The organism is Streptococcus sp. V728, from assembly GCF_052077995.1.
Classification (GTDB): Bacteria; Bacillota; Bacilli; order Lactobacillales; family Streptococcaceae; genus Streptococcus; species Streptococcus infantis_B.
This window is the reverse complement of sequence record NZ_JBQJJH010000004.1, coordinates 131,842-146,888: the sequence shown is the minus strand read 5'-3', so window position 1 is coordinate 146,888 and position 15,047 is coordinate 131,842. Positions and strand designations below refer to the sequence as shown.

General features: G+C 40.7%; 14 protein-coding genes. 4 read left to right on the top strand and 10 right to left on the bottom strand.

Annotation, left to right across the window (positions count from 1 at the left end):
* Positions 1-75: 75 nt before the first annotated feature.
* The 3 genes from fusA to rpsL all read right to left on the bottom strand — a co-directional run bounded on the left by fusA (position 76) and on the right by rpsL (position 3,340).
* Positions 76-2,157, bottom strand: a complete 2,082-nt coding sequence (gene fusA / locus ACTO1Y_RS07365) for an elongation factor G (protein WP_006150857.1) — start codon at positions 2,155-2,157, stop codon at positions 76-78.
* 279 nt (positions 2,158-2,436) lie between these two features.
* Complete coding sequence (rpsG, locus tag ACTO1Y_RS07360) at positions 2,437-2,907, bottom strand: 30S ribosomal protein S7 (RefSeq protein WP_000087873.1); 471 nt, start codon at positions 2,905-2,907, stop codon at positions 2,437-2,439.
* A 19-nt stretch (positions 2,908-2,926) separates the two neighbouring features.
* Complete coding sequence (rpsL, locus tag ACTO1Y_RS07355; protein ID WP_001142332.1) at positions 2,927-3,340, bottom strand: 30S ribosomal protein S12; 414 nt, start codon at positions 3,338-3,340, stop codon at positions 2,927-2,929.
* A 331-nt stretch (positions 3,341-3,671) separates the two neighbouring features.
* Here rpsL and ACTO1Y_RS07350 point away from each other — a divergent pair, with 331 nt between their 5' ends.
* Both ACTO1Y_RS07350 and ACTO1Y_RS07345 read left to right on the top strand, forming a co-directional pair.
* Entirely contained in the window at positions 3,672-4,112 is a 441-nt protein-coding gene (locus ACTO1Y_RS07350; RefSeq protein WP_441348802.1) for a LytTR family DNA-binding domain-containing protein, read from the top strand.
* Positions 4,109-4,567, top strand: a complete 459-nt coding sequence (locus tag ACTO1Y_RS07345) for a DUF3021 domain-containing protein (RefSeq protein WP_373113822.1) — start codon at positions 4,109-4,111, stop codon at positions 4,565-4,567. Before ACTO1Y_RS07350 ends, ACTO1Y_RS07345 begins: the two co-directional genes overlap by 4 nt.
* 39 nt (positions 4,568-4,606) lie before the next feature.
* Here the strand turns inward: ACTO1Y_RS07345 and mutS are convergent, their stop codons facing one another.
* Both mutS and argR read right to left on the bottom strand, forming a co-directional pair.
* On the bottom strand, positions 4,607-7,138 hold the full coding sequence (mutS, locus tag ACTO1Y_RS07340; RefSeq protein WP_373113823.1) for a DNA mismatch repair protein MutS: 2,532 nt from the start codon (positions 7,136-7,138) through the stop codon (positions 4,607-4,609).
* Positions 7,139-7,184: 46 nt separating this feature from the next.
* Positions 7,185-7,631 carry an arginine repressor gene (gene argR / locus ACTO1Y_RS07335; protein ID WP_016466273.1) on the bottom strand — a complete coding sequence of 149 codons (447 nt, stop codon included), beginning with the start codon at positions 7,629-7,631 and terminating at the stop codon, positions 7,185-7,187.
* 153 nt (positions 7,632-7,784) lie between these two features.
* Here argR and argS point away from each other — a divergent pair, with 153 nt between their 5' ends.
* Positions 7,785-9,476 (top strand): arginine--tRNA ligase, encoded by a 1,692-nt coding sequence (argS, locus tag ACTO1Y_RS07330; protein WP_441348801.1) that lies wholly within the window; start codon positions 7,785-7,787, stop codon positions 9,474-9,476.
* A 269-nt stretch (positions 9,477-9,745) separates the two neighbouring features.
* A complete protein-coding gene (locus ACTO1Y_RS07325) occupies positions 9,746-9,994 on the top strand; it encodes a MarR family transcriptional regulator (RefSeq protein ID WP_441348800.1) in 249 nt (82 codons plus the stop codon).
* A 316-nt stretch (positions 9,995-10,310) separates the two neighbouring features.
* Here ACTO1Y_RS07325 and nrdI read toward each other — a convergent pair whose 3' ends face one another.
* The 5 genes from nrdI to ACTO1Y_RS07300 all read right to left on the bottom strand — a co-directional run bounded on the left by nrdI (position 10,311) and on the right by ACTO1Y_RS07300 (position 14,997).
* Positions 10,311-10,775, bottom strand: a complete 465-nt coding sequence (gene nrdI, locus ACTO1Y_RS07320; protein WP_441348799.1) for a class Ib ribonucleoside-diphosphate reductase assembly flavoprotein NrdI — start codon at positions 10,773-10,775, stop codon at positions 10,311-10,313.
* Positions 10,776-10,850: 75 nt separating this feature from the next.
* Positions 10,851-11,381 (bottom strand): ABC transporter permease, encoded by a 531-nt coding sequence (locus ACTO1Y_RS07315; RefSeq protein WP_441348798.1) that lies wholly within the window; start codon positions 11,379-11,381, stop codon positions 10,851-10,853.
* Positions 11,382-11,442: 61 nt separating this feature from the next.
* Positions 11,443-12,729: a response regulator transcription factor gene (locus ACTO1Y_RS07310; protein ID WP_441348797.1), complete on the bottom strand. Its 1,287-nt coding sequence runs from the start codon at positions 12,727-12,729 to the stop codon at positions 11,443-11,445.
* Positions 12,730-12,731: 2 nt separating this feature from the next.
* Positions 12,732-14,405, bottom strand: coding sequence for a sensor histidine kinase (locus tag ACTO1Y_RS07305; RefSeq protein ID WP_441348796.1), 1,674 nt, complete (start codon positions 14,403-14,405; stop codon positions 12,732-12,734).
* Complete coding sequence (locus ACTO1Y_RS07300) at positions 14,383-14,997, bottom strand: YesL family protein (protein WP_441348795.1); 615 nt, start codon at positions 14,995-14,997, stop codon at positions 14,383-14,385. Before ACTO1Y_RS07300 ends, ACTO1Y_RS07305 begins: the two co-directional genes overlap by 23 nt.
* Positions 14,998-15,047 lie beyond the last annotated feature (50 nt).

Below are 15,047 nucleotides of genomic sequence, written 5' to 3'. Positions count from 1 at the left end.
TTGAAGCAATTTTAGCTATTTCTACCAAACAGAAAAAGAAGCCACAAAGTGACTTCTTTTTAGTGTGACGGTGAATTAATCTTCACCTTTGTTTTTCTTAATGATTTCTTCTTGTACTGACTTAGGTACATCTTCGTAGTGGTCGAATACCATCATGAATGTACCACGTCCTTGTGATGCAGAACGAAGAACTGTTGCGTAACCGAACATTTCAGCAAGTGGAACGTAAGCACGAACGATTTGGCTGTTACCGTGTGCTTCCATACCATCTACACGTCCACGACGAGCAGTTACGTGACCCATAACATCACCAAGGTTTTCTTCTGGAACAGTGATTGTTACAAGCATCATTGGTTCAAGGATAGCTGGTTGTGCAGTCTTAGCAGCTTCTTTAAGTGCAAGAGATGCAGCGATCTTGAAGGCAGTTTCAGATGAGTCGACATCGTGGTATGAACCATCGTAAAGCTTAGCTTTAACGTCAACCATTGGGTAACCAGCAAGAACACCGTTAGCCATAGATTCTACCAAACCTTTTTCAACCGCTGGGATAAATTCACGAGGAACCACACCACCGACGATTGCGTTTTCGAATTCGAATCCTTTACCTTCTTCGTTTGGAGTAAATTCAATCCATACATCACCGAATTGACCTTTACCACCAGACTGACGTTTGAAGAATCCACGTGCTTGAGTAGGAGCGCGGAATGTTTCACGGTAAGATACTTGAGGAGCACCTACGTTCGCTTCAACTTTGAACTCACGACGCATACGGTCAACAAGGACGTCAAGGTGAAGCTCACCCATACCAGAGATAACTGTTTCACCAGTTTCAACGTTTGTTTCAACGCGGAATGTTGGATCTTCTTCAGCCAATTTTTGAAGGGCGATACCCATCTTGTCTTGGTCTGCTTTAGATTTTGGCTCAACCATCAATTGGATAACTGGTTCTGGAACGTTGATTGACTCAAGGATGATTTTCGCTTTTTCATCTGTCAATGAGTCACCAGTTGTAGTATCTTTCAAACCAACGGCAGCAGCGATATCACCTGAGTAAACAGTGTCGATTTCTTGACGGCTGTTAGCGTGCATTTGAAGGATACGTCCGATACGTTCACGTTTACCTTTAGAAGTGTTCAATACATAAGAACCTGATTGAAGAACACCTGAGTAAACACGGAAGAATGTCAAACGACCTACGAATGGGTCAGTCATGATCTTGAAGGCAAGAGCAGCGAATGGCTCTTCGTCAGATGCTGGACGAGTTTCTTCTTCATCTGTATCTGGGTTGATACCTTTGATCGCTGGGATATCAAGTGGGCTTGGAAGGTAGTCGATAACCGCATCAAGCATCAATTGAACACCTTTGTTCTTGAAGGCAGAACCACACAATACTGGGAAGAATTCAACGTTGATAGTTGCTTTACGGATAGCAGCTTTCAATTCTTCGTTAGTGATTTCTTCACCTTCAAGGTATTTCATCATCAAGTCTTCGTCAGTTTCAGCAACTGCTTCAACCAATTTTTCACGGTATTCTTGAGCTTGGTCAAGGTATTCAGCTGGAATATCTTCTTCAAGGATATCTGTACCAAGGTCGTTAGTATAGATTTCAGCTTTCATCTTGATCAAGTCGATGATACCACGGAAGTCATCTTCAGATCCGATTGGCAATTGAATTGGGTGTGCGTTCGCTTGAAGACGATCGTGAAGTGTGCTTACTGAGTAAAGGAAGTCAGCACCGATTTTGTCCATTTTGTTGGCAAATACGATACGTGGAACTCCGTACTCAGTTGCTTGACGCCAAACTGTTTCAGTTTGAGGCTCAACACCTGATTGTGAGTCAAGAACTGTAACCGCACCGTCCAATACACGAAGAGAACGTTGTACTTCGATTGTGAAGTCCACGTGTCCTGGTGTGTCGATGATGTTTACGCGGTGGTTGTTCCATTGAGCTGTTGTCGCAGCAGATGTGATAGTGATACCACGTTCTTGCTCTTGCTCCATCCAGTCCATTTGTGACGCACCTTCGTGAGTTTCACCGATTTTGTGGATTTTACCAGTGTAGTAAAGGATACGCTCAGTTGTAGTTGTTTTACCAGCATCGACGTGAGCCATGATACCGATATTACGAGTTTTTTCAAGTGAAAATTCGCGTGCCATGAGGTTTGTTTCTCCTATTATTTTTTATTTCTATTCTATTATAACACGATTTAATAAAAACGGATAGGCAGGACCTACCCGTTCTCAGTGTTTATCTTGTTTTTTTGTTGGTTCCAACTTGTAGATAAGTTGAGTTGAACTTGAGCTAAAAGCTCGAGTTAACTGATTTGAACCCGAGCGAGGCACGGTGCAAAAAAGATAAACTGCTTTGTGTTCACGGAACACTGCATCAGTTTCCTATTTTTGCCTTGGGCCTTTACCGCTCTTGGTATCATTTTATTACCAACGGAAGTGTGCGAAGGCACGGTTAGCTTCAGCCATACGGTGAGTGTCTTCACGTTTCTTAACTGCTGCACCAGTGTTGTTAGCAGCATCCAAGATTTCTTTTGCAAGACGGTCTTGCATTGTGTGTTCACCACGAAGACGAGCGATTGTTACCAACCAACGAAGTCCAAGTGTTGTACGACGTTCTGGACGAACTTCAACTGGGACTTGGTAGTTTGATCCACCAACACGACGTGCACGTACTTCAAGTACAGGCATGATGTTTTCCATAGCTGTTTCAAATACTTCAAGTGCATCGTTACCAGTAGCTTCTTTGATTTGCTCAAAAGCACCGTAAACGATTGAAGCAGCTGTACCACGTTTACCATCAAGCATAACGCGGTTGATAAGACGAGTAACTAATTGTGAATTGTAAAGCGGATCTGGCAATACGTCACGTTTTGGAGCTCTATTTTTACGACTCATTTCTCTTTATCCCCTTTCCTTATGCTTTTGGACGTTTAGTACCGTATTTAGAACGGCCTTGTTTACGATCGTTAACACCTGCAGTATCAAGTGCACCACGGACGATATGGTAACGTACCCCTGGAAGGTCTTTTACACGTCCACCGCGAAGAAGTACCACGCTGTGCTCTTGCAAGTTGTGTCCGATACCTGGGATGTAGGCAGTAACTTCGATAAGGTTGCTCAAACGTACACGAGCAAATTTACGAAGGGCAGAGTTAGGTTTTTTAGGTGTCATTGTTCCAACACGAGTTGCAACACCACGTTTTTGTGGTGAAGAAACGTTTGTTTGAACTTTTTTATGACTGTTGTAACCAACGTTCAAAGCTGGTGATTTAGATTTTTCTACTTTTGATTTACGCGGTTTGCGAACCAATTGGTTAATTGTAGGCATCTACATTCTCCTGTGTTTTTTTATTTTTGGTGATGATACACTTGGTGACAGCTATCATCTGTGTGTACTTTTGCAACATTTGTCAGCACGTCCCTGTACACTTTTGAGAGACCAAAAGTAAAAAGTACCGTCTGTTATTGTACCACGTTATTTCTATCTTTGTCAATACATTTCTTCTTATTTTTCGACTTCCACTATCTTTGATTTATTACAAACCACATAGACTCTGTATCCGACCATATAGTCAAATTGCCTTGTAATTGTCTAAAAAATGGTGTTTAATAGTTTTGTAAGCAAGAGATCTCTATTACAACTTGAAAAAGGAGAAATTATGAAAGTCAGACTTGACATTGATCAACAATACGCCGAAGAACAAATCATCATAGAGGCACCAAACTTATCTCCAAGAGTTCAAAAAGTTAAAGACTTTGTTCAATCACTAGATCAAAAAGAAACTCTTAAAGGAAAATTTCAAGATCAGGTTTTTCTTATCGAAATTCAAAAGATTCAACGGATTTACATTGAAAACCGTAAAGTACTAGCTGAAACGGACGGTCGAACCTATGCTCTCGACATTCGTCTCTACCAAGCAGTTGAAATCTTACCTGCTTCCTTTATCCAAATTTCCCAATCTGAAATTGTCAACATTGACGCTATCAGTCATCTTAAACTAACCTCTAACGGCTTGATTGAAATCTATCTCAAAAACGACAGTTTTACCTACTCATCTCGCCGTTACCTCAAAGCTATTAAGGAGAAATTAGAACTATGAAAAAACAAGTATTTCACGATTCCACAACTGGTATCCTCATCGGCCTCATCCTATCTATTATCTTTTCGTTTATCCACTCACCAAGTAACTACACACCTCTCAGCCCCAACTCTTTGATCGGTCAATTCATGACCCAACATCAGGTGCATGGATCACTCGTCTTACTTTACTGTCTGCTTATTTGGGCAGCAATTGGAGTCCTCTTTAGTTTTGGCGGTCGTCTCTTTGCCCAAGACTGGAGTCTCCTTCGAGCTACTGTCACTCACTTCTTCCTTATGTTGCTAGGTTTCGTCCCTCTAGCAATCTTAGCTGGTTGGTTCCCGCTTCACTGGACTTTCATCCTTCAGCTCATCCCAGAGTTTGCAATCGTCTACCTCATCATCTGGATTGTTCTCTACAAGAGAGAATCTAAAAAAGTTGCAGACATCAATCAACTATTGGCTCATAAAAAATAATAGCTAAAAACCCACTCACAGGACTGAGTGGGTTTTTGCTTATAATTTTTGTTTCAGCTCTAACAAGAGATTCATGGCTTGCATAGGTGTTATATTGTAAACATCTATATTCACCAATTCTGTCAGGATTGGATTTTCTTCTTTTTCATCAAAGAGTGACATTTGTTCATTGACAGTATTTTGTTTGGTAGGAATTGGACTTTCCTGACCTTGGCTTTCTAGTTGAGTTAAAATAGCATCTGCCCTTGCTAGTAAGTCTGCTGGCAAACCTGCAATCTTAGCAACGTGAATACCGTATGATTTGTCTGCTGGGCCTGGTTCAATCTTATGAAGGAAAGTAACTTGACCATTCTGCTCAAGCGTAGCCACGTGAACATTTACCAGATGTTCCAGACTAGTCTCCAGACTGGTTAATTCATGGTAGTGCGTCGCAAAGAGAGTCTTAGCACCGATATGTTCATGGATGTACTCGATGATAGACTGGGCTAAAGCCATCCCATCATAAGTTGCGGTTCCCCGACCAAGTTCATCAAAGAGAATCAAGGAATCCTTTGTCGCATGAGAAATGGCATTATTGGCTTCCATCATCTCTACCATAAAGGTAGATTGGCCTGAAACCAAGTCATCTGCCGCCCCAATACGGGTAAAAATTGCATCAAAGATTGGCAAACGAGCACTTTCTGCAGGGACATAAGATCCCATCTGCGCCATGACTGCTGTTATCGCCAACTGGCGCATATAGGTTGACTTCCCGCTCATATTAGGTCCTGTGATCAGTTGGATGCTGGTGTCTTCATCCATCTGGATACTATTAGGAATATAGGTTTGGGCTCCCATGACCTTTTCAACGACGGCATGACGACCTTTTTGGATATCTATGCTAGAGTCTTGCCCAAACTCTGGGCGAATCAGGTGTTGATTTTCAGCTACCACTGCTAGTCCTTGTAAGGCATCAACAGTCGCAATCCCTTGGGCTAGGGCTTGCAGACGTTGAATATACTTACCAACCTCTTCACGGATACGCATAAAAATTTCATATTCAAGATTAGCCGATTTCTCACGCGCCTCTAGCATTTCACCCTCGATACGCGCCAACTCCTCTGTTCCAAAACGCTCAGAGTTTTTCAGCGTAGCCTTGCGGAAAAAGTGGGCTGGTACGTTGCCTAGCTGCGAATTGGTCACATGGAAATAGTAGCCGTCCTTTTTATTGTAATCAATCTTGAGCGTATGGATACCAGAATTTTCTCTTTCCTTGGCCTCAATCTCAGCAATCCAACTAGTCCCTTCTCTGAGAACACGACGGTATTTGTCCAAGGTCTCGTCAAAGCCAGTTCGAATAATGCCACCCTCGGTAATCACGTGAGGAGCCTCAGGAGCAATGGCTGCACTAATCAAACTCTCCAACTCAGGAATAGCGTCCAGCTGTTCAATTAGATAGGCTAGAGCTGGTTGCTCCATTCCCTCCAAAATCGCTCGAATCCGAGGAACACTGGCTAGAGTAGTCGCTAGCTGCAAGAGATCTTTGGGGTTGCTTTTCCCAAAAGAAACACGACTAGCCAAACGCTCGATATCGTAGACTCCCTTGAGGCTTTCTGTCAAATCACTGCGCTCAAAGAAATAATCCAGAAACACTTGCACAACTTCCTGACGTTCAAGGATACGTTCCTTATCAATCAAAGGACGTTGAATCCAAGAACGTAGAAGACGCATCCCCATGGCAGTCTTGGTTTCATCTAACAACCAGAAAAGACTGCCTTGTTTCTTACCTGAGCGAGCATTTTCAACCAGATCCAGACTAGCCTTGGTCGCATAATCCATCTGCAAGAAATCCTTGATTTCATAGCGGATAACAGGTTTTAAGTGATTCAACTCTCTCATCTGAGTCCGATGAACATATTGGAGGAGTTTACTGCTAGCTGCTTGCTCAACAGGAGCCAATCCTGAATCTAATAGATGTAGGTCTTCATAAGTTCCCTGTTCGTAGGAAAGAACTAGATTCATTTGACGACTGAGAATCTGCTCTTCTACTTCAGGCAAGTCATAACCAATCACCACTTCTCTCGCTTTGAGATTGCGGATTTCACCACAGACTAGAGAAAAATCTGATAGCCCCGTTACATAAAAATCACCTGTTACTAGGTCCATGTAGGCTACACCATATTGAGACCCATCACGATCAATAGCTACCAAAAAGTTGTTTTGACTATCCGGCTTGCTACTATCAACGACCGTACCTGGTGTAATAACCTGGACAACTTCACGCTTGACCACACCGACAGCCTGTTTAGGATCTTCCATCTGTTCAGCTATAGCAACCTTGTAGCCACGCTCCACTAGAACATCGATATATTGTTGGGCAGAGTGGTAAGGAACACCAGCCATGGGAATAGGATTTTCAGCATTTTTATTACGACTGGTCAATGAGATTTCTAGTATCTGGGCAGCATTGACTGCATCCTCATAAAATAACTCATAAAAATCACCCATACGAAAAAGCAAAAAAGCATCTGGATATTGCTTTTTGATATCCACATACTGTTGCATACCCGGTGATAATTTTTCAGTAGCCATTCATTCTCTCCTTGTAAAAACAGTCCTGAGAGAAGCTCTCAAGACCTTATCTATCTTCCATTAGCTCTAGTAGGCGTTCTTCCATAACTTTAGCTGCATGTTGATCTTTACAGATAACCAACAAGGTATTCGCTCCTGCAACCGTTCCTAAAATCCATTCATCTTTATTTGAATCTACTACATTAGCTAAGACAGATGCTTCTCCAAGTTTTGTATGGAGCACCAAGGTGAATTCAGCTCTTGCAACACCTTCTAAGTGATGTGACAAAAATTCGACCAAATCAATCTTTTCTGTCTCATTTGCTAATACATAATAGACAACATCGTTTTTCTTAACTTTGGTTAAGCCAATCTCTCGTAAATCACGAGATAAAGTTGTCTGTGTCACAAAGACATTACAAGCTTCCAAACGATCCTGGATTTCTTTTTGAGTGCCTAATTTTTCTTCTGTAATCATTCGCTTAATAAGCTGATGACGTTCTCTTTTTCTCATATGTTCCTCTCGAGTGCATATTTATAACATTTTACATTTTTTTAGTAAGAACATTATATCAAAAAAACTGGATATTTCAAAAAAATTCTCTTCTTTCCAAAAAAATGTAGTAAATTGTGTTAAAATAGTAGAAAAGCCCTAAAGGAGCCCTAAATGAATACAAAAGAATTGATTGCTAGCGAGTTGGCTAGCGTCATTGATAGCCTGGACCAAGAGGCTATTTTAAATTTACTAGAAACACCTAAAAACTCAGATATGGGAGACATCGCCTTCCCCGCCTTTTCATTATCAAAGGTTGAACGCAAAGCTCCCCAAATGATTGCTGCTGACATCGCTGAAAAGATCAATAGTCAAGCTTTTGAAAAGGTTGTAGCAACAGGTCCTTACGTCAACTTCTTCCTTGATAAGGCTGCCATTTCTGGTCAAGTGTTACAGAACGTCATCACTGAAAAAGAGCACTACGCTGACCAAACAATTGGTAACCAAGAAAATGTCGTTATCGATATGTCTAGCCCTAATATCGCTAAACCATTTTCAATCGGTCACCTTCGTTCAACAGTTATCGGAGATAGCTTGTCACATATCTTCCAAAAAATCGGCTATAAAACTGTCAAGGTCAACCATTTGGGAGACTGGGGTAAACAGTTTGGGATGTTGATTGTTGCCTACAAGAAATGGGGTAACGAAGAAGCTGTCAAAGCTCATCCAATCGATGAACTCCTTAAGCTCTATGTCCGTATTAATGCTGAAGCTGAGAACGATCCAAGCTTGGATGAAGAAGCACGCGAATGGTTCCGCAAACTCGAAAACGGCGATGAGGAAGCTCTCACTCTTTGGCAATGGTTCCGCGATGAAAGCTTGGTAGAATTTAACCGTCTCTACAATGAGCTACAAGTTGAATTCGATAGCTATAACGGGGAAGCCTTCTACAATGATAAAATGGATGCAGTTGTAGACATCCTTTCTGAGAAAGGACTATTAGTCGAATCAGAAGGTGCTCAAGTTGTTAATCTTGAAAAATATGGAATTGAACACCCAGCTCTTATCAAGAAATCTGACGGTGCAACTCTCTACATCACACGTGACTTGGCTGCGGCCCTCTACCGTAAAAACGAATACCAATTTGCCAAATCAATCTATGTCGTTGGTCAAGAACAATCTGCTCACTTCAAACAACTCAAGGCTGTCTTGCAAGAAATGGGTTACGATTGGAGCCAAGATATTGTCCATGTTCCGTTTGGGTTGGTAACAAAAGAAGGGAAAAAACTTTCTACTCGTAAAGGGAATGTTATCTTGCTAGAACCAACTGTTGCAGAAGCCATCAGCCGTGCTAAAGCGCAGATCGAAGCCAAAAATCCTGAACTTGAAAACAAAGACCAGGTCGCTCATGCTGTTGGGGTTGGTGCCATTAAATTCTATGACCTTAAAACTGACCGTACAAATGGATATGACTTCGACCTTGAAGCTATGGTATCCTTCGAAGGGGAGACTGGCCCTTATGTTCAATACGCCTACGCTCGTATCCAATCGATCTTGCGTAAAGCCGATTTCAAACCTGAAGCAGGTGCCAACTATAGCTTGAACGATGCTGAAAGCTGGGAAATCATTAAGCTAATTCAAGACTTCCCACGTATTATTAAACGTGCAGCTGATAATTACGAACCTTCTATCATCGCTAAATTTGCAATCAGCTTAGCTCAAGCCTTTAACAAATACTATGCCCACACTCGTATCTTGGATGAAAGTCCAGAACGTGACAGTCGTCTAGCCCTTAGCTATGCAACAGCAGTCGTCCTCAAAGAAGCCCTTCGTCTGTTGGGTGTAGAGGCGCCAGAGAAGATGTAACTCGTTACAAGAGACTGAAACTAAAGTTCCTAGTCTCTTGACGGCAATCGCTATCGGGCGATTTGCCTAAACACTTCACTAGTCGTGGTTCCTAAATATAATCAATTCAGGGACCACGACGTCGTAACTCTTACAACTTTCCTAAACGCTTCACTAATTCATCTAAACAAATAACAAGTGCCTAGGCGCTACAGTATTGCCAGTTGAAAAGCGAAGGAGCTTCGCTTTTCTCTTACCACCTACTTCTTTATCACTTAGGGAGAAATTTTATGAGCCAGTATGCTTATATTCTAGTTGTTATCAGTCTTCTTTTTCTCTTTCTTGTCAATAAATATGAAAAAGAGAAACTTCAAAGACTGCTTCAGGAACAACTGTTGAAAGACCAAGCTTTTCGTGCAACTATCGAAGAGAAAATCCAAACGATAGAAAACATCAATGATGTCATTGACTACATCAACAAGGGTTACCGTTTAGGAATTCCTATTTCAAAAGAAATCGTTGACGAAATTCGCAACTAACAAAAAGACTCGAGATAAAAATTCTCGAGTCTTTTTTTATTTTCTCCTAATCACCAAGATACCCACTAGGATAACTATCCCTAACGATACCATTGTTCCAATTGATGTTGTATCTTCATCAAAAATTTTCTCAGAGAACAGTATCAGACTAATTGCCAAGAGCAACAAGGCACTACATAGCATAATATTTTTAAAGCTTGGTTTATCTTTCTTATGATAGAAAAATCTAAGGAATTTACTCATTTGAACTGTTCTCTTTTGAAATAATTCTGTAATCCATGGGATAAGACTCTAGCTCAGAAAATCTGCCCTATTATTAAACTTCAAGTTCATAAAGTTCTGCAATAATAGCTGCAACCTTTTTGATATCTCCCAGCATGCCACGCATCTCAAAGTCAGCCAAAACTGGGAATCCAAAACGTTGGCTGTATTGCTTGGCTGTCAAACAGTATTGATTGTTAAAATTGCGGTTACCTGATCCTACGACACCAAAACACTTGCTAGCATTGTCACCATAGGCGATAAAGTCACCTACTGGAGTCGTCAAAATTTCCACGTCTCCGTTGTCAACACCATTTCCACCTTCGAGATAAGTCGGTAGGAAAGCCACATATGGATTGGTCATCTCAAAGAAGTCTTCTCCATCTTTGACCAAGTCTTTAATATGAATTTTTTCCACATCAATATTCGCATACTGCTCCAACAAATAAGCTTTCAAACGTGTCACAAAACTCTCCGTGTTGCCACTCAGACTGATATAAACTAAGGAAATTTTTTTCATCTTTTCCTCCCTCTTTCTCGAATCCAAAAAAATAACTACCAAGATTGTATCTTGATAGTTATCCTTTGTCAACTCTTAGGCGAGTTCTTCCTCTTGAGATTCTGCTAATTCTTTTTGCTGACGCCACATTTTATAGAAGACAATCGCTAAGAAAATAACATTAATAACGATAAATATAATAGTGCTTACTTTAGACATGACTCCCATTCCTAAACGAAGGGTGTCGTCTTGAATCAATTGCATGGCATCTTGGATATTCATATTGTCATAGACTAACCCAACAATAGATAGTAAGACATATCCAACATAAGTATAGTTTGCTAACTGTAATTTCTTACGAACTAGGAAAACAAAGGCTACTACAACTAAGATAGCAGACAAGAGAATTAGTATCACGTTAACAATAGAGTGAGATGACTCTGATACTTGGTAGGCATAGTTAACAGCGTCATCTATTTGTTGAGCACTAAGCGTCCCAACATTTTCTTGGCTAGCACGAAGGGCTTCCTTATTAGGGACTGGAGTGAAAATTCCAACTACTGCCAAGAATGAGCTAATCGCTGATAAGACTAATAAAATCCATAGATAGATTGGTTTCTTTTTCATAAAAGTAACCTCCTCATATTTTTAAACTTATTATAGCATATTTTAAAATGGATAACAAAAGTTAGAGGGTTACATCAATCTGCTTGCGATAAGCCTTAGGAGACTTTCCACATAGTTTTCGAAAAACCTTGTAGAAGTACCCTACATTACTATACCCAAATGTATAGCAGATATCCTCAATACTATCGTTTGTAGATAGCAAGAGTTGCTGGGCAGCCTTGATGCGTTGCTTATTGAGAAGTTCCGCAAAGGTTGAATTGGTTTCCTTCTTGATTAACTGACCTAAGTAAACAGGATTGATAAAGAGATCCTTGCTGATATCCTTGAGAGACAGCTCTTTTTTATAGTCTCTACCAATGACTTCGAGTACACTGACGACATTTTCATTCATGCGGTATTGGCCAAAGAAGGAAGTCAGGGTTTCTTTTGTATAAGACACTAAGTCTTCAAAGTTTGTGATGGCATGAATATTCTTGACGATATCTGTCATATCATCTGCTTTCAGATGCTCGAAGAGATGGAAGACATCCATAATAAACTGAGTAAAGAGTTGCTTGGTGTTGGATACCCTCGGTGTGTTTTCTAAGACAATCTTCTCAAGCAAATTCAACTCCTCGATAATCTGTTGAAGATTGCCCTGAATAATCACCCGATAGATGGGTTCATAATAAGAAAAGAGACTCTCGGACTGATCCAGATTAACAGTTCCATAAAAAAGTGCTTTTTCAACGTCAAACTTCCATTTTTCAAAGTTTACCTGATAAGGTGACTCAAAAGGCAGAACGAGTAAACCATCGAATTTCTGATCTGCAAGAACAATCTGCCAGTCCTGACCTAAAACGTAGTAAGGAATAACAAAATCCCCTTGTTTTTCTTTTGAAAGACCAATCCACCAGCTTTCTTTTTGGGAAAGATGCCCCTTAAATGCTTCTTCGTCTAATTTTTGGCTTAACATCTCTGGTCCATGCACCTTCTCACGAAGCTGACCAAGGATTTTCTCAAGTAAATGCTCTAGTTCAACCTTATCAACTGGTTTGACAAGATAGTCTACAACATTGAGGTTCATAGCTTTTTTGACATAGTCAAATTCTTGGTAACCAGAGAGAAGGATATAGTATGCATCTGGCAACAATTCCTTCATCTCTCCAATCATTTCAAGACCTGTCTTGTCGGGCATGTTGACATCAGAAATGACGACATCTACAGGGTGGTCACGAACATAGTCCAGAGCGTCATCAGCATGATTAGCCGTTGCGACGACTTCCATATCCCATTTTTCAAAAGGAATCAAACGCTTAAGCCCTTCTGTAATCATGTACTCATCGTCAACTAATAGTACTTTATACATGTTTATCCTTTCTCTTCGTCCTGAATGGTGATTCGATAGTGAACGCCTTCCTGTTCAGCCGATTCAACACTAATATCATAGCGGTCTCCAAAGTAGAGCACAAAACGTTCGTGGATATTCACAATCCCAATAGACTGCCGTTTCCCACTATAATCTGCTGTATGTTCAAAGGTTCTTTGAGTTAATTTATCTTGGATTTCTGCTAGTTTTTCAGCAGACATCCCACGGCCATTATCGGTTACCAAGATTTCGACATAGCCATCTTTTCTCAAAGCCTTGATACTGATAACATTATCTGTTCTTTTGTGATCAACTCCATGGGCAAAATAATTTTCTACCAAGGGTTGGAGGGTGAACTTTGGAATACGCATTTCTTCCAATTCAGGGTCAATCTTAAATCCGTATGCAATGGATTTTGGATAGCGAACCATACAGAGATAACTGTACTTCCGACAAAACTCCACTTCTTGCTTGAGTGTCGTTTCTCGCTCGTCGGAAATATTATTGCGTAGGAGACTACTGAACTCATAGATGATATCTGCTAATTCATTTTGATTCTCCATCACAGCATACATCCGCAAAAACTCCAGAGTATTATACATGAAATGCGGATTAATTTGAGCTTGTAGCGCACGCATGTTGGCATCTTTTTGATTGAGTTCCAGTTGATAAATATCGTGAATATTACTTTCCAACCGGTCCAACATATCGTTTGTCGTTTCAGCAATCAAAAGCAATTCTTGATCCTTTTTGTCGGTATTAATCCTCTTGGTTTTCTCTCCCTTAGTAATGGCTTGGATAGAATCCACCAAGTCCACAACCTGATGTTGATAATCAGAGAAGGTTCTTCTTAAGGTGATATATAAGATGATGATAAAGAGAGCACTCAAACCAATGATGAGAGCTGAACTCGCTAAACTACCATTTAAAACATAGTTCTGAGGCACGGCCACTTGAACCTGATAGCCGTGTGCTGTTGTTCCTACCATCCAAGAACCTCTAGTCCCTTTTTCACCCAGATGAAACATGTCCGTCTCATAGGGCGTAATAACAGAAACAGCGACTGGGACGACTCCTCTGGTATTATCAATTGCCTTGTGGAGAACCTCTGGTGGCACCGAGATATAGATAACTCCTAGGGCCTGGTCCGATACTGGATCGGATACTGGAACAGCGAAACTATTGGCATCTGGTTTAAAGTTTTCAGCTGGAATCTTCTGCCCACTACGATTATCTCTCTTGGAAACAAAGACGTCCGTTGAATCCTGTAGAACAATCGCAACACCGCTCACAAAATCATTTCGGACGTAGATATCATCAATATTTTCATAAATAGAGACCGAAATATAAGGAGAAGCCTTTCGTTCGAGTTGCCAATAGAAATAGTCTGGTGTACTGAGACTGAAATACTTATAAATCCCTTCAATCCGAGCTTGATTATCCACTAAACTCTGGGCTAGGCGGGTTGACTCTCGATAATAATACTCAACTTCATCGATAGTACGGGCTAGGACACGCTGGCCAACACGATTGGCTTCCCTTTCACGCATATCCCAGTCTACATAAGAAATCAAAAGAGCAAAGCAGGAAATGATGATAATCATTACCAGACTATAGAGTCTAAGAAGTGAGTGGAGACGAAACTGTTTGGTATTATCTTGTTGCCAATTTTTCATGAATACTCTCATAAACAGGCTCCAACAAATCGCTAATAAAGAAGTGCCACATTCCAATACCTACAAAAATAAGGAGGGCTGGCATATAGAAACCAATAATAATCAACAAGACACTACCAAGAAGAACCTTGGCCATGGCTGATAGGCTCATAAATATTCCGATAAAAGCAAGCTTTAGGGTGTTTTTATAGGACAATTCAAAGTAAACCTGCAGTTTTAAAGACACTGCATAGCCTAGAAATACCAAGGCTACTAAAAAGATATTTAGAAAGGTTGCTGCCAAGTGGATGATGGTCTGGTTGGGCAATTGAATCATCAGATACAAACCATAAATCAAGATTAAGTCAATCCCTATAAAGGTATAGAAACTAAGATTGCTTTTGACAAAATTGCTCTTAAACAAAGCCCAGGCTTCCTTGAAACGATAAGCACGATAAGAATAACCGTGTTCTGCATATAAACTCATGAGAGTTGCACTAGCGGGTGCTATACCAAAGACCACCCCTCCTGCTAGTGTCAATAACCAAAAATAAGCCGTCGCAATCATCCCCAAAAAGAAACGATGAAAGACTAGCTCAATGAAATTTCCCACGGTTTGCCTCCTATAAATTAATCTAGTTTTATTATAACATATTTCAAGCG